At 40.3% G+C, this 18,920-nt stretch carries 19 protein-coding genes and 9 tRNA genes; 2 read left to right on the forward strand and 26 right to left on the reverse strand.

Annotation, left to right across the window (positions count from 1 at the left end):
* Positions 1 to 94: 94 nt before the first annotated feature.
* From ilvC to rpsD, 15 genes are all read right to left on the reverse strand, one after another.
* Complete coding sequence (gene ilvC / locus ACSV5T_RS02895; RefSeq protein WP_004695212.1) at positions 95 to 1,102, reverse strand: ketol-acid reductoisomerase; 1,008 nt, start codon at positions 1,100 to 1,102, stop codon at positions 95 to 97.
* Between the two features lie 184 nt (positions 1,103 to 1,286).
* A complete protein-coding gene (locus tag ACSV5T_RS02900) occupies positions 1,287 to 2,072 on the reverse strand; it encodes an ABC transporter ATP-binding protein (protein ID WP_005385564.1) in 786 nt (261 codons plus the stop codon).
* An 11-nt stretch (positions 2,073 to 2,083) separates the two neighbouring features.
* Positions 2,084 to 2,572, reverse strand: coding sequence for an acetolactate synthase small subunit (gene ilvN, locus ACSV5T_RS02905; RefSeq protein WP_024066649.1), 489 nt, complete (start codon positions 2,570 to 2,572; stop codon positions 2,084 to 2,086).
* Positions 2,572 to 4,281 (reverse strand): biosynthetic-type acetolactate synthase large subunit, encoded by a 1,710-nt coding sequence (ilvB, locus tag ACSV5T_RS02910; protein ID WP_438320282.1) that lies wholly within the window; start codon positions 4,279 to 4,281, stop codon positions 2,572 to 2,574. The genes ilvN and ilvB overlap by 1 nt, the downstream gene beginning before the upstream one ends.
* A gap of 18 nt (positions 4,282 to 4,299) precedes the next feature.
* Positions 4,300 to 5,523 carry a threonine ammonia-lyase gene (gene ilvA / locus ACSV5T_RS02915; protein ID WP_438320283.1) on the reverse strand — a complete coding sequence of 408 codons (1,224 nt, stop codon included), beginning with the start codon at positions 5,521 to 5,523 and terminating at the stop codon, positions 4,300 to 4,302.
* A gap of 42 nt (positions 5,524 to 5,565) precedes the next feature.
* Positions 5,566 to 7,236, reverse strand: coding sequence for a dihydroxy-acid dehydratase (gene ilvD / locus ACSV5T_RS02920; protein WP_438320284.1), 1,671 nt, complete (start codon positions 7,234 to 7,236; stop codon positions 5,566 to 5,568).
* Positions 7,237 to 7,800: 564 nt separating this feature from the next.
* Positions 7,801 to 9,204, reverse strand: coding sequence for a DASS family sodium-coupled anion symporter (locus ACSV5T_RS02925; protein ID WP_438320285.1), 1,404 nt, complete (start codon positions 9,202 to 9,204; stop codon positions 7,801 to 7,803).
* 89 nt (positions 9,205 to 9,293) lie between these two features.
* A complete protein-coding gene (locus tag ACSV5T_RS02930) occupies positions 9,294 to 9,737 on the reverse strand; it encodes a cupin domain-containing protein (protein ID WP_438320286.1) in 444 nt (147 codons plus the stop codon).
* Positions 9,738 to 9,803: 66 nt separating this feature from the next.
* Positions 9,804 to 10,112 carry a heavy-metal-associated domain-containing protein gene (locus ACSV5T_RS02935; protein ID WP_105094171.1) on the reverse strand — a complete coding sequence of 103 codons (309 nt, stop codon included), beginning with the start codon at positions 10,110 to 10,112 and terminating at the stop codon, positions 9,804 to 9,806.
* A 14-nt stretch (positions 10,113 to 10,126) separates the two neighbouring features.
* Positions 10,127 to 10,369, reverse strand: coding sequence for a Sec-independent protein translocase subunit TatA/TatB (locus tag ACSV5T_RS02940; RefSeq protein WP_024066642.1), 243 nt, complete (start codon positions 10,367 to 10,369; stop codon positions 10,127 to 10,129).
* Positions 10,370 to 10,405: 36 nt separating this feature from the next.
* The gene (gene pgl, locus ACSV5T_RS02945) at positions 10,406 to 11,161 is read right to left on the reverse strand and encodes a 6-phosphogluconolactonase (protein WP_060923795.1); all 756 of its coding nucleotides are present in this window, start codon (positions 11,159 to 11,161) and stop codon (positions 10,406 to 10,408) included.
* A 170-nt stretch (positions 11,162 to 11,331) separates the two neighbouring features.
* On the reverse strand, positions 11,332 to 12,123 hold the full coding sequence (fabM, locus tag ACSV5T_RS02950; RefSeq protein ID WP_024066640.1) for a trans-2-decenoyl-ACP isomerase: 792 nt from the start codon (positions 12,121 to 12,123) through the stop codon (positions 11,332 to 11,334).
* A gap of 186 nt (positions 12,124 to 12,309) precedes the next feature.
* A complete protein-coding gene (gene rpsI, locus ACSV5T_RS02955) occupies positions 12,310 to 12,702 on the reverse strand; it encodes a 30S ribosomal protein S9 (RefSeq protein ID WP_005377846.1) in 393 nt (130 codons plus the stop codon).
* Positions 12,703 to 12,722: 20 nt separating this feature from the next.
* On the reverse strand, positions 12,723 to 13,163 hold the full coding sequence (gene rplM, locus ACSV5T_RS02960; protein ID WP_005381375.1) for a 50S ribosomal protein L13: 441 nt from the start codon (positions 13,161 to 13,163) through the stop codon (positions 12,723 to 12,725).
* A 215-nt stretch (positions 13,164 to 13,378) separates the two neighbouring features.
* The gene (gene rpsD, locus ACSV5T_RS02965) at positions 13,379 to 13,966 is read right to left on the reverse strand and encodes a 30S ribosomal protein S4 (RefSeq protein ID WP_303930950.1); all 588 of its coding nucleotides are present in this window, start codon (positions 13,964 to 13,966) and stop codon (positions 13,379 to 13,381) included.
* A 297-nt stretch (positions 13,967 to 14,263) separates the two neighbouring features.
* Between rpsD and ACSV5T_RS02970 the strand changes: the two genes are divergently transcribed.
* Both ACSV5T_RS02970 and ACSV5T_RS02975 read left to right on the forward strand, forming a co-directional pair.
* Entirely contained in the window at positions 14,264 to 15,163 is a 900-nt protein-coding gene (locus ACSV5T_RS02970; protein ID WP_105094174.1) for a LysR family transcriptional regulator, read from the forward strand.
* A 123-nt stretch (positions 15,164 to 15,286) separates the two neighbouring features.
* Positions 15,287 to 15,610 carry a YnfA family protein gene (locus ACSV5T_RS02975; RefSeq protein WP_105089692.1) on the forward strand — a complete coding sequence of 108 codons (324 nt, stop codon included), beginning with the start codon at positions 15,287 to 15,289 and terminating at the stop codon, positions 15,608 to 15,610.
* 152 nt (positions 15,611 to 15,762) lie between these two features.
* Here the strand turns inward: ACSV5T_RS02975 and ACSV5T_RS02980 are convergent.
* The 11 genes from ACSV5T_RS02980 to ACSV5T_RS03030 all read right to left on the reverse strand — a co-directional run bounded on the left by ACSV5T_RS02980 (position 15,763) and on the right by ACSV5T_RS03030 (position 18,817).
* Positions 15,763 to 15,838 (reverse strand) — tRNA-Val (locus tag ACSV5T_RS02980).
* 3 nt (positions 15,839 to 15,841) lie between these two features.
* Positions 15,842 to 15,916: transfer RNA gene (locus ACSV5T_RS02985), tRNA-Glu, on the reverse strand.
* A 9-nt stretch (positions 15,917 to 15,925) separates the two neighbouring features.
* Positions 15,926 to 16,001: transfer RNA gene (locus ACSV5T_RS02990), tRNA-Asn, on the reverse strand.
* A gap of 7 nt (positions 16,002 to 16,008) precedes the next feature.
* A tRNA-Gly gene (locus ACSV5T_RS02995) sits at positions 16,009 to 16,083 on the reverse strand.
* A 3-nt stretch (positions 16,084 to 16,086) separates the two neighbouring features.
* Positions 16,087 to 16,162: transfer RNA gene (locus ACSV5T_RS03000), tRNA-Val, on the reverse strand.
* Between the two features lie 3 nt (positions 16,163 to 16,165).
* A tRNA-Glu gene (locus ACSV5T_RS03005) sits at positions 16,166 to 16,240 on the reverse strand.
* A 4-nt stretch (positions 16,241 to 16,244) separates the two neighbouring features.
* Positions 16,245 to 16,320: transfer RNA gene (locus ACSV5T_RS03010), tRNA-Lys, on the reverse strand.
* 5 nt (positions 16,321 to 16,325) lie between these two features.
* A tRNA-Asn gene (locus ACSV5T_RS03015) sits at positions 16,326 to 16,401 on the reverse strand.
* 5 nt (positions 16,402 to 16,406) lie between these two features.
* Positions 16,407 to 16,481, reverse strand: a tRNA-Gly gene (locus ACSV5T_RS03020).
* Positions 16,482 to 16,679: 198 nt separating this feature from the next.
* Entirely contained in the window at positions 16,680 to 17,783 is a 1,104-nt protein-coding gene (locus ACSV5T_RS03025) for a nicotinate-nucleotide--dimethylbenzimidazole phosphoribosyltransferase (RefSeq protein ID WP_438320287.1), read from the reverse strand.
* Positions 17,780 to 18,817 (reverse strand): nicotinate-nucleotide--dimethylbenzimidazole phosphoribosyltransferase, encoded by a 1,038-nt coding sequence (locus ACSV5T_RS03030; RefSeq protein ID WP_438320288.1) that lies wholly within the window; start codon positions 18,815 to 18,817, stop codon positions 17,780 to 17,782. The genes ACSV5T_RS03025 and ACSV5T_RS03030 overlap by 4 nt, the downstream gene beginning before the upstream one ends.
* Positions 18,818 to 18,920: the final 103 nt, after the last annotated feature.

Consider the following 18,920-nt stretch of genomic DNA (forward strand, 5'->3'; position numbering starts at 1 on the left):
ATCATACGTACTAGTATTACTCAATAAAAAACGACCCCAAATGGGGTCGCTTTCAGTAAGCCTATGCTTATCAAGAAATTACTAATGTAATCTCTTATTTTAACCAGCTCATCAAATTGCGAAGTTCTGCACCAACTGGTTCGATTGGATGGTTAGCAGCTGCTTCACGATGTTCTTTAAGGAATTTTTGACCATTTTTGGAATCAGCCAAGAATTCGTCAGCGAATTTACCAGATTGGATATCAGCCAAGATTTGTTCCATAGCTTTTTTAGTATCTGCAGTAATTACGCGAGGACCTGCATGGTAGTCACCATATTCAGCAGTGTTGGAAATGGAGTGACGCATTTTTTGGAAGCCACCTTCGTAGATAAGATCTACGATCAATTTCATTTCATGCAAGCATTCGAAGTAAGCGTTTACAGGTTCATAACCAGCTTCTGTTAATACTTCGAAACCAGTTTTGATCAATTCAGTAACACCGCCGCACAATACAGCTTGTTCACCGAAGAGGTCAGTTTCAGTTTCAGATTTGAAGTTAGTTTCCAAGATACCGGAACGGCCACCACCGATACCAGAAGCCCATGCTAATGCAACTTCTTCAGTATCACCAGATGGATCTTTTTCTACAGCGTACAAGCAAGGAACACCGGAGCCTTCTTGGTATGTACGACGTACTAAATGACCAGGGCCTTTAGGAGCTACCATGAATACGTTGATGTCTTCACGAGGTACGATTTTACCAAAGTGAATGTTGAAGCCGTGAGCAAATGCCAAGTATGCACCTTGTTTCAAGTTAGGAGCAATATCTTGTGCATATACGTCTGCTTGTAATTCGTCCGGAATCAATACCATAACGATGTCAGCACCTTTAACTGCTTCTGCAGTTTCTTTTACTGTAAGGCCAGCTTCTTCAGCAGCTTTCCAGCTAGAAGAACCGCCACGAAGACCAATTGTTACGTCCATACCATTTTCTTTTAAGTTCAATGCATGAGCATGACCTTGGGAGCCGTAACCTAAAACTGTAATTTTTTTGCCTTCCAATTTGCTCAAATTACAATCTGCATCATAATAAACTGTAGTACCTAAAATTTTACCTGCCATACTAGACAACCTCCAATATATATTCAATAGAATATTTAATATATATACTGTACACAATCTCACAAATAAATGCAAGATTTGTAGTGTATATCGTAATTTATCGAATAGTCAAATAGACTAATCTACAACTTAAATTTGTACCCTTTTTGTATTAAGAAAAAATGAATTATCCCATTTTTAGCTCTTACTTAACTATAATCCATGGGCGATTTTTTTCCCATACTACAGATACATCAATACCAAATACGTCGCTTAAAATTTCATCTGTTAAGATGTCTCGCTTCTTGCCTTTATATACAATGAGGCCATCTTTAATAATAGCTACATGTGTAATACTGGGCATAATCTCTTCAATTTGATGAGATACATAAATAAAAGGCTTATGCTCCTCTCGTGCCATATTCTCAACAGTTCTTAAGAATTGCTCGCGAGCAGGCAAATCAAGGCCAGAGCAAGGCTCATCTAGAATGAGCAAATCTGGATTAGCCATAATAGCACGTGCTAATAATACGCGGCGCTGTTCACCAGCAGATAGTGTATGAAATCTATGGCCTTCCAAATAGGACAAACCAAACTCAGACAATAATTGCAGTCCTCGTTCACGTACTTCAGGCTCTACCTGTTGATAAATACCAATACTATTAAAAGCACCAGAAATAACAACATCTTCTACCACTTGTTTATCCAAGGTGGACTGGAATTGTCCAAGCGCCGAACTAACAAAGCCTAATCGCGCCTTGATTTTAGGCCATGCATATTTACCAAATTCATGACCAAATACGCGTAATAGTCCTGTTGTAGGAATTTGGTAAGCTGGAATCATGCTGAGCATCGTCGATTTACCAGCCCCATTGAGACCTAATAAGGCCCAATTCTCCCCTTCTTCAACATGCCAATTAATGCCTTTTAAAATTTCGCGGCCTTCACGACGAAACTTGACGTCTTCATAATGGAGTAATTCACTACTCACACAACCATCTCCTAAATCTTTTCTCCACGGCTCATTGCGGTAATGCCAGTTTTGGCAATTTCAAGGACCCCATACGTTTCCATAATTTGAATGAAACCGCGTAATTTTTCTACGCTACCAATTACTTCAATAATCATAGAAGTAGGAGAAATATCGAGCACATTGCCACGATATACATCGGCAATTTGTACAATTTGAGAGCGTGTTGCAGCAGTTGCTTTTACCTTGATAAGCATTAACTCACGGCATACCACATCATGATCTTCAAAAACTTTAACCTTTACCACATCAATGAGCTTGTAAATTTGTTTTTGAATTTGGTCTAAGATGCGATCATCTGCCTCAACGGTGAGGGTAATACGAGCGTAGCCTGGTGTATTTGTAATACCAGATGTCATCTTTGTAACATTAAAACCACGACGGTTAAAGAGCGCCAATATACGTGCACCAATGCCTGCTGTATTTTTTGCAATTACTAAGACTTGATGTTCTCTCGCCATTATAGCACCCCTTTCTTGCCCATCATACCACTTACGGTACCGCCAGCTGGAATCATCGGCAATACATTATCTTCTCTTGCTACACGGCAATCCAAGATGATACTTTCATCAGATGTAATGAAAGATTTAAATTCTTTATTGAAATCCTCTACATTATCGATACGAGCGGCTTTCAAATCAAAGGCATCTGCCAATTTCAAGAAGTCTGGACTCGTTTCCAAATCTACATAGGAATAACGGCGGTCATTAAAGATTTGTTGCCATTGACGAACCATGCCAAGGTAACCATTATTGATGATAACAATCTTAATTGGTAAATTATATTGACGAACCATCATTAGTTCTTCAAAGGTCATTTGGAAGCCACCATCACCAACAACGAGGATGACTTGTTTATTGGGAGCCCCCACTTGAGCCCCAATAGCAGCTGGCAAACCATAGCCCATTGTACCTGCACCACCAGATGTAACGATGGTATGCGGTTTTTTATGAGTTAAGAATTGAGCCGCCCACATTTGATGTTGACCTACGTCAGTTACGATAACTGCATCCTCTTTGGCAATCTTATTAAGTTCAGACAAGACGTATTGTGGATGTAATACGCCATCTTTAGATTCAGGAATTACCATAGGGTATTCCGCTTGCCATTCGCGAATTTGAGCAATCCACGGTTCATGAGTTGTAGGCTCTACCAGTGTATTCAATTCGGTTAAGACACTCTTTAAATCACCTACGATTGGTACGTTAATAGTGACGTTCTTATCAATTTCTGCTGGGTCGATATCGATATGAATGATTTTAGCTTTTTTACAGAAGAAATCAGGATGGCCTGTAATGCGGTCGTGGAAACGAATACCAGCTGCAATAACAAGGTCTGCTTCTTCTGTACTATTATTAGCCGCTACAGAGCCATGCATACCCACCATACCAAGAGCAAGCTCATGGTTCCCTGGGAAACCACCAAGGCCAACTAATGTATTTGTTACAGGAATTTGAGCCTTTTCTGCCAATTCCTTTAACTCATCCATAGCGCCAGATTTCAATACACCGGCACCGGCAATGATGAGCGGACGTTTCGCATTTTTAATGAGTGTAGCCGCTTTCTTAATTTGCCCTTGATGACCTTTATAGGTTGGATCATACCCTTCAAGATGGATAGGTACTTCATATAATTTATTGTATTCTGTCATGGATATTTTTTCTGTTTGAATATCCTTTGGAATATCGATAAGAACAGGTCCTGGACGACCTGTACTAGCAATAAAATATGCTTCTTTAATGATGCGAGGTAAGTCGCGAATATCTTGAACTAGGTAGTTATGTTTTGTAATTGGCATTGTAATACCTTGAATATCCGCTTCTTGGAAGGAGTCTTTGCCAATAAATGCACGACCAACCTGACCAGTAATGGCTACCATAGGTACTGAATCCATATACGCAGTCATAATACCTGTTACAAGGTTTGTTGCACCAGGACCAGAGGTAGCAAGACATACACCAACTTTACCGGATACGCGTGCATAACCATCTGCTGCATGTGCTGCACCTTGTTCATGACGAACAAAATAATGTTTAATTTCAGGGAAGCTATAAATTTCATCGTAAATTGGAATTACCGCGCCACCTGGATAACCAAACATGTCAGTTACACCAAGGCGATGCAATGTTTCAAGGACAATGCGTGCCCCATTGATTGTTTCTGCGCTCATAGGAACCCTTTCAACCAGCTATTCAGATAAAATCTCGCTGGAATTTAATCGTTTAATAATGTAACCATTATTTTTGAAAGTATCAATAATGTGTTGGATGTGTTCTTCACCATTTGTTTCTACAGTAACTTGCAATTCCACTTCGTGGAAGCGGTCAAGGTTTTTAAACTGATTGTGATCAAGTTTAATAACGTTTGCATCCGCATCGGCAAGCATTTGAGATACCGCAACCAATTGACCTGGTTTATCAGGAAGGTTAACGGAGAACGTAAAGATACGGCCACGCAATACGAGACCTTTATTGATCATAGAGGAAATAGTAAGTACGTCGATATTACCACCACTGACAATAGCTACCACTTTTTTGTCTTTGCACTCTAATTTTTTTAGACCTGCTAGTGGTAAAATACCAGAGTTTTCTGCAACTAGCTTATGTTTTTCTACAAGCAATAAGAATGCTTCCATCAATTCATAGTCTGAAACAGTAACAATTTCATCTACGTATTTTTTGATATATTCTAATGTAGTTTCGCCGATTTGACGCACAGCAGTACCATCTGCAATGGTAGCCACTTCATTAAGTGGTACAGGATGATCAGCTTTTAATGCAGCGATGGCACTAGCAGCACCTTCCGGTTCTACACCAATAATCTTGATGCTAGGATTTTTTAATTTGGCAGCAGCTGCGATACCAGAAACAATACCGCCGCCACCTACAGGAACTAACAATACATCTGCATCAGGCAATTCTTCAAGAACCTCTAACGCAATTGTACCTTGCCCTTCAATTACATCTTCATCATCGAAAGGATGAACGAACACATAACCGTGTTCTTGTTGGAGCTCCATCGCTTTTTGGTAAGCTTCATCATAAATCTCACCAGATAATACGACTTCAGCACCATATTGTTTCGTCGCATTCACCTTGATAAGAGGCGTATGTTTTGGCATAACGATAGTCGCTTTAATGCCTAGGCGTTTTGCCGCAAGAGCCACACCTTGTGCATGGTTGCCGGCAGACGCGGCGATAACGCCGCGCGCCTTTTCTTCTTCTGTTAATTTTGCGATTTTATTATACGCACCACGAACCTTAAAGGAACCTGTTATTTGTAAGTTTTCTGGCTTGATATATACATCATTGCCAGATTCATCGGAGAACACATCGCTGTGAAGCAATTTTGTTTTCACAGTGATTGTGCTAAGTCTCTCGCGAGCCTCCATAAAATCATACAACTTATGCATGGTCACCATCTCCTCTAGATAGTATTAAATTAAAGTCTAATATTAGTCTTCCAACACTTCAATAGCACCTTGTGCTGCAGAGGATACGTGAAGAGCGTATTTTTTAAGGTATCCAGTTACATTGGATTTGAATGGTTTCAATGCTGCTTTACGACGAGCGATTTCTTCATCAGAAACAGCCAATTCCAATTTGCCGTTTGGAATATCGATGTTGATGATATCGCCATCTTCAACAACCGCGATTGTACCACCAGCAGCTGCTTCTGGAGATACGTGACCAATAGATGCACCACGTGTAGCACCAGAGAAACGACCGTCAGTCAACAATGCTACATCTTTATCAAGACCCATACCTGCAATCATGGATGTTGGTGTCAACATTTCACGCATGCCAGGGCCACCTTTAGGACCTTCATAACGGATAACGACAACATCGCCTTTAACGATTTTACCGCCTGTAATAGCTTCAACAGCTTCTTCTTCGCTGTTGAATACCTTTGCTGGGCCAGAGTGAACGAGCATATCATCATCTACGGCACCTGCTTTTACAACGGAACCATCTACTGCAAGGTTACCTTTTAGGACTGCGATACCGCCTGTTTCATGAACTGGATTATTCCATGGATGGATAACATCTTCATCCACAACATGAGTAGCCTCTGCAATTTCACCTTGTGTTTTAAGAGCTACAGTTTTGCAATCTGTATGCAAACGACCATTTTCTGCTAAGCGTTTCAATACCGCAGATACACCACCTGCAGCATACAAGTCTTCAATGAAGTATTTACCAGATGGAGAAAGTTTAGACAATTGAGGTGTATTTTGTGCAATACGATCAAAGTCATCTAAAGACAATGGAACACCTGCTTCGTGAGCGATAGCTGGCAAATGAAGTGCTGTATTAGAGGAGCCACCCAACGCCATATCTAGAGCTACTGCATTTTCAAAAGCTTCGCGAGTCATAATATCTTTAGGGCGAAGATTTGCTTTCAATACCTCTACAGCTTGCATACCTGCTAATTTAGCAAGACGTAAACGTTCAGAGTATACAGCAGGAATTGTACCATTGCCAGGAAGGCCCATACCAAGAGCTTCAGTTAAGCAGTTCATTGTATTAGCTGTATACATACCAGAGCAAGAACCACATGTAGGACATGCTGTATTTTCGATTTCAGCTAACTCAGCATCACCCATTTCACCAGTTTGATGTTTACCTACTGCTTCGAATACGTCAGACAAACCAATTTTTTTGCCATTATGTACGCCAGCAAGCATAGCGCCACCAGATACGAATACAGATGGAATGTTAAGACGAGCCGCAGCAATCAACATACCAGGTACTACTTTATCGCAGTTTGGAATGAATACCATAGCATCAAAAGGTGTTGCCATAGCTGTTGCTTCGATGGAGTCAGCAATGATATTACGTGTTACCAAGGAGTATTTCATACCGATGTGGTTCATAGCCAAACCGTCGCAAATACCGATTGTATTGAACTCGATTGGCACACCACCTGCGTTGCGAATGCCGTCTTTTACGGCTTGTACAATATTTTTCAAGCCCACGTGACCAGGGATAATTTCGTTGAAAGAGTTCGCAATACCAATGACTGGTCTACCCATTTCTTCATCAACGAAACCAAGAGCTTTTAGCAAAGATCTATGTGGTGCACGTGCTACGCCTGTTTTTAAATTGTCACTTCTACAACTCATGTTAATCTCCTCACTTTTCTTGAAAGCATCCACTTGGACGCTTTTCAACTTAATAAAAAAAGACGATTCTTATGAATCGTCTTAAAAGTTTACAAATGATATTCCTTTTGTTTACAGAATTCCGATATACATAAACAATCCTATGTACCCCTTGGAATAAATACACATAAGAAACAAACCATATAGTCAAATCTTATTGATTGTATATTAAACCATTCGTGGAACCGTTAAGACAAAAACGTGTTAAGTTGTTGTTCATAATTCGAATGTCTTTAATAATCACGACGAGCGCGATAATCAACAAGCTAATGACTAAACCCAACATGTTTCCTCCTAAAGTAATCTGTAATCATAAAATAATAATAACACTTTATATTTCTACATGCAATAAATATTCTATAGATTTATTATATAAATTTTTAAAGTTTACCATATATAAAAACTATAGCAAATACTATTAGATACAATATCTATATAACGCTTATACAAAATAAATAGATAACCAACCTATATACAGCTCAGCTCAAAACAAAAAATCCCTCACCGAAGCGAGGGATTTTTATATTATAAGATTCCAAATAACCACATGCCGAGGGTACCGCCCCAGAAGTGAATAAGGAAGCTTACTACAGAAATAGCAAGACCTACACGCCACCATGTTCCTTGCGGTACATAGCCTGCACCGAAGAAGATTGGCGTTACACCAGAGCTATAATGCGTTAATGTACAGCCAGGGCTATTCATCAAACCAAAGAGCAAGATGGTAAACGGAATTGGTGCACCCATTGCCACCAAGATTGCTGCAAAAGCGGAGAACAACGCTGTAATACGCGCTGTACCACTGGCAAAGAAATATTGAGAGTATACAAAGGTTGCAGAGATAATAAAGGATGCCCAGAACCAATCAATACCTACAAGATGTTGACTTACAAAATCTGCAAATACAGCTACAACACCTAATTTACCAAGTAAACCAGCCATACCTACAAGTGTACCCATCCAGATAAGGATATCCCAACCAGTGCGTTCACCGAGAATATCTTCCCAGGTAAGGGATCCAGTTACTACACAAGCAAGAACGCCCATCATAGCAACTACTGTAGGATGTAACTTCGTCCAAATCGCTGTAGCCCAAAGTAAGATACAAAGTATAAAGATGATAGCCACAGAAATTTCAGCCTTTGTAATTGGCCCAAGAGCGTCTAACTCTTTTTGAGCCATTTCAGCAGCTTGTGGAGTTTCTTTAATTTCTGGTGGATAGATTTTGTAAATAAACCAAGGCATCAAAATCATACAAATCACACCAGGGATCACACCAGCTTGGAACCATTCCCACCAAGAAATATCATAGCCAAATAATTTTGCCCCTAATGATGTAATCAATAAGTTACCACTACAAGCAGTTAAGAAAATGGTTACGGTTATAGTGTTTATCGTATGAGCCGTAGTCATCAAGTACGCCCCTATGCGACGTGCTGTACTACCATTCGGTTCAGAGTCAAAAGCTAAGGAAATGTTTTGTACGATTGGGAAAATAATACCGCCCCCACGCGCCGTATTAGATGGTGTGGCAGGAGAAATAATAAGATCCGTACAAGCCAATGCATAGGCTAACTTTAAGGAACTAGTACCAAACGCACGAATCAAGGTATACGCGATACGCTTACCGAGACCAGAGTTAATAATACCTCTAGAAAAGAATACGGCTGCCACGATAAGCCATACATTAGCCTCAGCATAACCACCTAATGCTTGTACCATGGTAATAGAATTTGTTGCTACGGCAGCAACAATACCAAAGAGTGCCATAATGCCTGTTGGCCACGGTCTTAAAATAAAGCCCACAATAGTAGCCGTGAAGATAGCTAATAAATGCCAACCTTCCGGCTTAATTGCCTCCGTATGAGGCAAGAACCAGATTACAAGTCCTACCAGTACCGTCAGTGCGGCGCGTGTAAAGGTATTCATAGAACCTCCCTATTAAACTATACATATCAATAGTTACTGTTGATTATAAAAAACTATATGGCGGTCATCACACATAACCGCCATATGAACTAACAGCTTTCCAAAAACTCTTTAATCTTCGGATTAGAGCGCAATGTATCCATCTCTTCAGGGGATAATAATTTAACCTTGTCCCGATCTTGGTTAACCAAGCAGAGGAACCCGATATAATCTCCTTTATTAGCCCGGAATTGATGTATCGTTTTACCTGGAATTTCAATAAAATCACCAGCTTCTACATCATGGATTTCATTGCCTAATAAGACTTGACCCTTCCCGCGGAATATCATAACCATATGTGTATGTTCATGATATTCAAGCGTAGAATACCCACCTGGCAAGCATTCAAAATAGCGGAATTGGCATGGAATATCAAAGGCCCCATCGTATAAAACTTGACGTGTTACATCTTTAAAAGGGCTACCATCTTGTTTATATACCAAGGTATCGACGCCATCCCACTTGAAATTTTTAGCATCAAACTTGCGTATCATTTTATTACCTCTTTATGAAAAAAGGCTGCATCGAAACAGTGTTTCAATACAGCCCTATGGGTTCGATTATTTGAAGAAACGTTTCAATGTTCCTAGTAAACCATGACTATGTTCTTGTACACCATCTGCAACGCTTTCTACTTCAAAGCCTGTACGTTCAATAGCTTTTGTAATAACTTCAACAGATGCTTTTTCTGGATCAAAAGAAACAGTCGCTGTTTTCTCTGGCAAATTTACCTCTGCGCTCAAAACACCAGGTAAACCAAGGGATGCACCTTCAACCGTTTCTTTACAGTTATTGCACATCATACCAGGTACAGTAAATACCTTTGTTACAACGCCATTATCTTCACCGCAACCACAATCTTTACACATAGTGATACCTCCTATTAATCATTAGATTCTTTATGTTTATCGTCGTTTTTAGCCCCTGCTGTTACGTCGATAGTAGTCGCCTTTTTAACGGCTTCTTTCGTTTCATCAACAGCTTTTTTAGGGCCGGAAATAGCATCTTTAAATTCATTGATGCCCTTACCAATAGCTTTACCTACTTCAGGCAACTTACCAGGTCCGAAGATAACTAAAGCGATCACTAATATAACTATTAATTCAGGTGTTCCTATAGATCCCATATGTATCTCCTTTATATTTACTAAAACTTACATCTTTTAGTGTACATCATTATAGGCAGCCTTGTCCACATACCAGGTCACAGCTTCTTGTGAAAGCACAGCACCAGGCAATGTACGACCAATGCGTTTTTCCCACGTTAAATCCTCGTAATCTTCGCGTTGGTACAATACCTTTGTCAATGCAGTTCGCTTGCTTTCACCAGTCACAGTAAACCAGACAGCATCAGATTTTGCTAGGAAAGAAAATGTCATAGAAATGCGTTCCCATACCTTGCCATCTTCAACGGCCACTACATCTTGATCAGCTACACGCAGTGCGTGAGAGCCTGCAAATAATCCTGCCGTATGACCATCCTCGCCTAAATCAAGCAACGCTAAATCAAGACCAGATTTTTTACATGCCTTTAGGACATTGCGAACCTCTTTTTCATATTCTTCAGCCGCTTCATGTACGGTTTTAGAATCCGTATTAATGGGCAAGAAATGAGCAGCTCCCTTTGCCTTGCATAGCAAATGAGGTTTTACGCGATTAAAGTAATTATCCTCATGCGCTTGTGGTAAGAAACGCTCATCAGTCCACAAGAAGAATATCCGTTCCCAATTAAGGCGCTCAATATATTCAGGAGAGTTAAGTAATTCTAACAAACCATTTATAACAGTACCCCCAGTAATACCAACGATGCACGTTTCAGTACGGCTAATTTCATCATTAGTAAAATCAATAAAATCCTCCGCCAAGGCTTGGACTACATCACTAGGACCGTCATAACATTTAATTGTATCTTGAGCCATGTAATAATGACCTCCTAAAACTATTATAATAGTACTATTATATACACTTTTGCTTTTTTATGAAAGCAAAAACCGATGTAACTCAATATATAGAGCCACATCGGTTCGAATTATATTAGTAACTGCTTATAAAATACATGATATTCCAAAGAATTACAAGAGAATAATTATTATTTTTGACCAAATTTAGGGCGACGGCGTTCTGTGAAAGCTCGTACACCTTCCTTAAAGTCTTCAGAAAGACCTAAGGAGCATTGATTTTCTACTTCAAACTTCTTGTACTCTTCCCAGCCAGATAAGAAGCTATTCCACATCATTTCTTTCATAACGCGGTAAGATTGTGCAGGACCTTTAGCTAACTTCTCTACAAGACGTCTTGTAGCAGTTTCTAAATCTTCTAATTCACAAACTTTATATACAAAGCCAAGTTCTTTACCTTTTTCAGCAGATACGGCTTCACCAGTCATAACGATATGCATAGCACGGTTCATGCCAATGGATCGAGTCAACAAGAACAAACCACCTGCATCTGGAGCAAGACCTACGTTTACGAAAGCTTGGATAAAGCGTACATTGTTAGCCGCTACCACAAAGTCTGCTGCTAACGCCATGTTGAACGCCGCACCTGCTGCAGCACCTTGAAGGCTCATGATAACAGGTTTAGGTAAGCGTTTCATAGCCATAGAAATTTGAGCTACTAGTTCAACAATTTCAAATAAAGACTCTGTATCACCATCATTTACAGCCCGTTCCATTTCTGTTAAATCGCCACCAGCAGAGAATACCTTACCTTCAGCATTGATGAGCAAAGCACGAACACTTTCATCATTATGTGCGTTATCTAAAACCTCAAGGATTTCCTTGCACATCTCGATATTAAAACCATTCGCCACTGTAGGCCGATTAAATGTCAACGTACCGATACCATTATCTACTACGTACTGAATTGTATTATAAATCATATGAGTTCTCCTATATGAAAATCTATATTCGAAAAAATTCGATGATATATCTCTATTATAGGGGAATTAAATATAGATGTAAACGTAAAAATAATTTTCCACTCTAACGACAATATTATATTAATCATAGTATAAAAAAACACCTGCAGACATTGTCTGCAGGTGTAATAACCTGTTTTCCAAATATTAACGTTTGGAGAATTGGCTTGCTTTGCGGGCTTTTTTAAGACCGTATTTTTTACGTTCTTTCATACGTGGGTCACGAGTCAAGAAGCCAGCTTTTTTCAAAGATTGACGAAGTTCGCCATCTACGTCCAATAACGCACGGGAGATACCGTGACGAATTGCACCAGCTTGACCGGAAGGACCGCCACCAGCTACAGTTGCGATTACATCGTATTGTTCAACTGTGTTAGTCAAGTTCAAAGGTTGTTTTACGATCAATTCCAAAGTTTGGCGACCGAAATATTCATTAAGTTCACGTTTGTTAACAGTGATTTTACCTGTGCCCGGTACCAGACGAACTCTAGCAACGGAAGATTTTCTACGACCAGTGCCGTAATATTGTGCTACTGCCATTATATGTTCCTCCCTCTAGATTATCGTACGGAAATTTCTAATACTTCTGGTTTTTGAGCTGCATGTGGATGCTCAGGACCAGCGTATACGTTTAATTTACGGTATTGTTGTGCACCCAATTTATTTTTTGGAAGCATACCACGAACTGCCATTTCAACAACACGTTCAGGTTGTTTTTCAAGCATCATGGACAATTTAGTGAAACGGGAACCACCTGGGTAACCAGAGTGACGGAAGTATTCCTTTTGTTCCAATTTTTTACCAGTTACGCGAATTTTTTCTGCGTTTACAACGATCACATGGTCACCAGTGTCTACGTGTGGTGTGAAAGTTGGTTTATTTTTGCCCCGAAGAACTTTTGCAACTTCGGCAGCAAGGCGTCCTAAAGTTTTACCTTCAGCGTCAACAACATACCATTTCCGTTCGATTGTGTTCGGATTGGCCATAAATGTAGTTTTCATGCTGCATATCCTCCTAATAACGTCATAATTCTACCAAAATCAGCTTGTCCTTTGCTTCCGGGGCTAATGGAAACACGACTAAAGCTTACTCAAAATAGTATACAGATTTTGGTGTTCTATGTCAATTGTTTTTTACACTGTTATAGCCCTTTAACAGTGACATGTCATAAAGAAAAAACCACCCAATTCTGAGTGGTTTTCCCATAAGCGCCAAATTATTTGGAGTACAATTCGACGATAAGTGTTTCGTTAACTTCGATAGGAAGTTCTTCACGTTGAGGAAGACGAGTGAATGTAGCTTTGAAGCCTTCCAAGTCTTTTTCAATGTAAGGAAGTTCGAAAGAACGAAGTTCTTGGAAGTTAATTTTGAACATTTCGTTGTCACGAGATGCTTCGCGCAATTCGATTACATCGCCTGGTTTACAGGAGAAGGAAGGAATGTCTACGCGACGACCGTTTACCAAGATGTGGCCATGGTTTACCATTTGACGAGCTTGACGAATGGAGTTACCGAAGCCGATGCGATATACAAGGTTATCAAGACGTTGTTCCAAAAGAATCAACATGTTTTGACCTGTAACACCTTGCATTTTTTTCGCTTTATCATAATAGCGTACGAACTGGCGTTCTAGCAAGTTGTAGTAAGCTTTAACTTTTTGTTTTTCTAATAATTGTGTGCCATACTCAGACATTTTTTTCTGACGTTGGTCTTTTTTGACGCGATTCAAGGCTTTTGCGTGACCGAATACGTTCACACCAAAGCGACGACAAAGTTTGAATCGAGCCTCTCTTCTCGTTGCCATGTGATTATCACCTCATAAGATTAATATAAACTTGTACCTACACATAAAGGTACTCATGTATAATATCATTTTCATTTACTTATGTCAATTATTGATAATTGTGAAAGTCATTGAAATAAGTGCATAATCGCATTTATTTATCACGATTTTTTACGATAATATTGCTCACTATATCGATTGTGCATGCTTCATCATATTTTATAGATTTAGATGAAAAAACAATTATAGTATGCTACAATATGAGTAAGAAAGGTAATAGGTATCATTGGAGTTTTATGTCAATATTGGGGGAATACTATGAAAGAGTTACCTACAATGCAAGAGCTACAAAGTTTTATTACCTATAATAAAACAGGAAGCTTTACATTAGCTGCACAATCTATGAATATTACACAATCAGCTTTCAGCGCTCAAATGAAAAAATTAGAGCGTCTAGTTGGTGTGAAATTAATATCACGCTCCACAAGAGGTAGCCGTTTAACGCCTGAAGGCGAATTATTCCTACCAGAAGCAGAGCAAGTTCTTGACACATTGGAACGCGCTATCCAATCGATTCGTTTAGCCAGCAAGGTAGAGCGTCCGATCTTAAATATTGGTGTCTTGCGTAGTTTAGGTGATATCCGTCTTAATGGCTATGTATCTCACTTCTTCCAAAACCATCCTGAGTTTTCAGTTAGCATTTACGACATGGAAGAAGAAGAATTGATGCTCGACTTACGCGAAAATCGTATTGACATCGCTCTCCTCTACTTACCAAACAACAAAGATATGTCAGCCTATGAATCTACAGCCCTTCGGGAGGACGAATTCGTATACTATGCTCCAAACATTATCGATGGTATGGAAGTTGCTAGTTTGAAAGCAATTCAGCAACAACCGTTGCTTATGTATCCACCTAAGTACTTTATGTATCGCACATTGAAAAACTATGTGGGTAACGGCCAACAAAACCTACATATTAGAGGCAGCCGTTTATCCAACCCATATACAATGATCGACTACTGCAAAAAAAATAAATCTGGCTGCATCGTAGCACGCCAAATCTTAAATTCTTTAAATATCAATGATGGCTTCATACCTTTAGAAAAACCATTTAAACTACAAGTGTGCTTCGCATTCAAGAAGAATAACTCTAAATCCGAAACAATGCATACCTTTATGGACTATGTACAAAGCGAATCACCAGCACGTTTATAAGAACGAACATAACCTCGTATACCTTTAGGTGTACGAGGTTTTTATTATGTTAAAAATAATTGCTCTCTACTATCACAAGTTGTAAAATAGAGAATAGATTTCAATTAATATAGCGAGGTAATTATGCTTTTATCTATTTTCTTCTTTATCTTGGCCGGCTTAGCCGAAATTGGTGGCGGTTATTTAGTATGGCTCTATATGCGTGACGATAAAAGTCCTGTCTATTTACTGGCCGGTGCCATCATCCTATTTTTATACGGCATCATCCCTACGTTCCAACCGGAAGCAAGCTTCGGTAAAGTTTACGCAGCCTACGGTGGCGTATTTATCGCCCTCTCCATCCTATGGGGTTGGCTCATCGATGGTTTACGACCAGACACATATGATATCATCGGCGGTCTCGTATGTCTTGTAGGTGTCTATATTATCATGTACGCGCCGCGTTAAATACTAAGAATCCAACTGCTACATAAAGAACAACAACTACTATATAAAGTACATAAAGTACATAAAGTGCAAAGAGTACAACTACTACAGTTGTACTCTTACTTTTTATTTCTATAACAAAAAAGCGGTCATCCGAAGATAACCGCTTACGTTGGTGGACGATGACAGGATCGAACTGCCGACATCCTGCTTGTAAGGCAGGCGCTCTCCCAGCTGAGCTAATCGTCCATGTGGTGACCCGTCCGGGAATCGAACCCGGGATACCGCCGTGAAAGGGCGGTGTCTTAACCGCTTGACCAACGGGCCATATGAAATTGGCTCCTCGAGTAGGACTCGAACCTACGACCGATCGGTTAACAGCCGATTGCTCTACCAACTGAGCTATCGAGGAACATTAATGGAGCGGGAAACGAGATTCGAACTCGCGACCCCCGCCTTGGCAAGGCGGTGCTCTACCGCTGAGCTATTCCCGCATGTGGTGGACGATGACAGGATCGAACTGCCGACATCCTGCTTGTAAGGCAGGCGCTCTCCCAGCTGAGCTAATCGTCCATGTGGTGACCCGTCCGGGAATCGAACCCGGGATACCGCCGTGAAAGGGCGGTGTCTTAACCGCTTGACCAACGGGCCAGAATGGTGACTCACCCGCGACTCGAACGCGGGACACCCTGATTAAAAGTCAGGTGCTCTGCCAACTGAGCTAGTGAGTCATAAATGGCTCCTCGAGTAGGACTCGAACCTACGACCGATCGGTTAACAGCCGATTGCTCTACCAACTGAGCTATCGAGGAATGTATGGAGCGGGAAACGAGATTCGAACTCGCGACCCCCGCCTTGGCAAGGCGGTGCTCTACCGCTGAGCTATTCCCGCATACAGAACCGATAATTAATATAACATAATCATCAATCTGTCGTCAAGAACAATTTAAGTCTGTCCTGACTGCCCTATAATAATATCAATTTACACATATAGTGTCAATGGTTTTTCCATGAAATTCTCAGTTAATTTTGCATAATTGAGCATAAAACATATAAAAAGAGGGATTTAATAACCCCTCTTTTATTTAGATTACTCTTTATTCTTTTGTCTACCTTTACCGGCTCCGTCTTCAGCGGCTTTAACCTCAGCTTCTACGAAGGTTTTCATATCATTCAGCATATGCATGGATGCATCGATAATGGATAGTCCCATTGTAGAGCCTAATGCTTCATCAATTTGTAAGTTATAGTGCAAACATGGTTTTACACCTAAGAATCGACATTGCTCCTTATGGATTGGTTCCTCATATGCTGCAGATGGGAATATATAGTCCTTAACCAATGGTTCAATGGTAACTGCCGCTAATACAGCTGCACCGGTTACGGCATTATCAAACACTACCGCCATACGATGACTAGCAGCACCTAAAATAAATCCAGTTAAGAATGCAATATCTAAACCACCTGCTACATGAAGCAAATACAATACCGCATCACGACGCTCGCTTTCACTCAAAGCAGACCAATCATCAACGGCAATGTTGAAACGATCTACAAAGGAATGAATATGAGCAGCTCGTTGCTCAATGGTAGGTCCACATTCAGTATGAACGAGAATATCGTCATAGGCGCAACCTGTAATAGTTGCTGTCGTTACTAGAGAATCCAAGAAAGCTCGTTCACCAATATTACCAATAGCAACTACTTGCAAGCCAGCCTTATGTAATTTGTCAGCATAGGTAAAGCCAAGTTCAAGGGATTCTTCTAACTCATCACGAGAAATAACAGGTTCTACACCAAAGAAGTGGGAACCCTTACGGATAACCTTTTGGTCAATATTCGTCAAATCTGTTGTATCTTGTTCAAGGCCTATATTTACTACATGCACAGGTGCTTGTAACTTAGATGCCGCACCTTGTGTAGCCGTTCTACCATCATTGAAACGCTTAATAGCTGCGTAGCTTTCACGACCATGCTGGCTATTTTGTGGACCATCCACCAAGTGATCCGCCGCCACCACAAGTACACCATATCGCAAATGATTTGGTTGAGGATCTGCAAGAATACCGGCAAAACGCTCTGCAATTAGTTCTAATGTAGCAAGGCTATAAATAGGCTTTGTTAAATTGTCGATACGTAATCGACATGCTTCCATGGATGGCGCATGTAACGGTTCGATTATAAAAGTTCTCATGCCTTACCTCCTGTAACAGCCAAATACATATGAACGGCAAGATCTAGCATGCCCATTTGAATGGAGCCACCAGATGCCTCACCGAGGCAAAGTCCTAAGTCAACATAGGCTTCAAGGCCTAGATTTTCTAAGGACGATTTAGCCGCTTTTTCAGCAGATAAATGAGATGCCATCACATAGTCCATCGCCTGTGGCACCAAGGTCTTAGCAACTAGTGCACAAGCAGATGTATTAAAGCCATCAATAATAACTAATGCATTATTCGCTGCAGCACCTAGAATAACACCTACGATACAGGAGAATTCAAATCCGCCCACGGAGGATAAAATTCCGATGGCATCGTCTTTCGGTATATTCTTATATTTTTCTAATACATCATGCACAATGCGTTGCTTTAATTTTAGACGTTCATCAGAAATGTTAGTACCCCTGCCTGTCGCTTCCTCTGCAGTGAGTCCAGCAAACTTAGCAGTCATAAGCGCACTCGCTGTAGTATTGGAAATACCCATTTCCCCTACTAAGAAGATATTAAAGCCTTCGTCGATTTTTTCTTTTACAAGACGAATACCTGTTTCAATACCTTCAATAGCTTGCTCACGAGTCATGGCAGGTTCTTCCACAAAGTTCTTTGTACCCATACCAAGTTTATGAATACGTAATCCTGGTACCCAGCTCATATCTGCATCAATGCCCATGTCGATGACTTCCATTTGAGCACCGCAGTAATTAGCTAAGGAATTAGCGCCAGCCCCTTTAGGAATTAGGTAATTTTGTGTCATCCCTACGGTTGTTTCCTTTGGATACGCACTGACACCCATATCGGCCACGCCATGATCTGCAGAGGCAATAATCATACAAGGCTTTGGTACCGTTAACTGTTCTTGATTCGTAGCCGCCCCATATTGAGCCACTACATTTACAAGTCGTCCATATTGCTCTACAGGTGAACCTGCATTCCAACTATCAATTATATGTTGTTCAATCTCATGACTGCGCCCAGTAATAGCGTCACAAGTTTCTTGTAACAAACTCATAATATCTCCCTTAACTAAATCATATGTTAAATGTATATTCTTCTAGAACTCTAGTATACACATTATACTGCATAAATCATGTTGCTTTAGCTACATAAATATG

Origin of the sequence: Veillonella sp. ZSJB6 (assembly GCF_051549505.1) — a bacterium.
Taxonomy (GTDB): domain Bacteria; phylum Bacillota; class Negativicutes; order Veillonellales; family Veillonellaceae; genus Veillonella.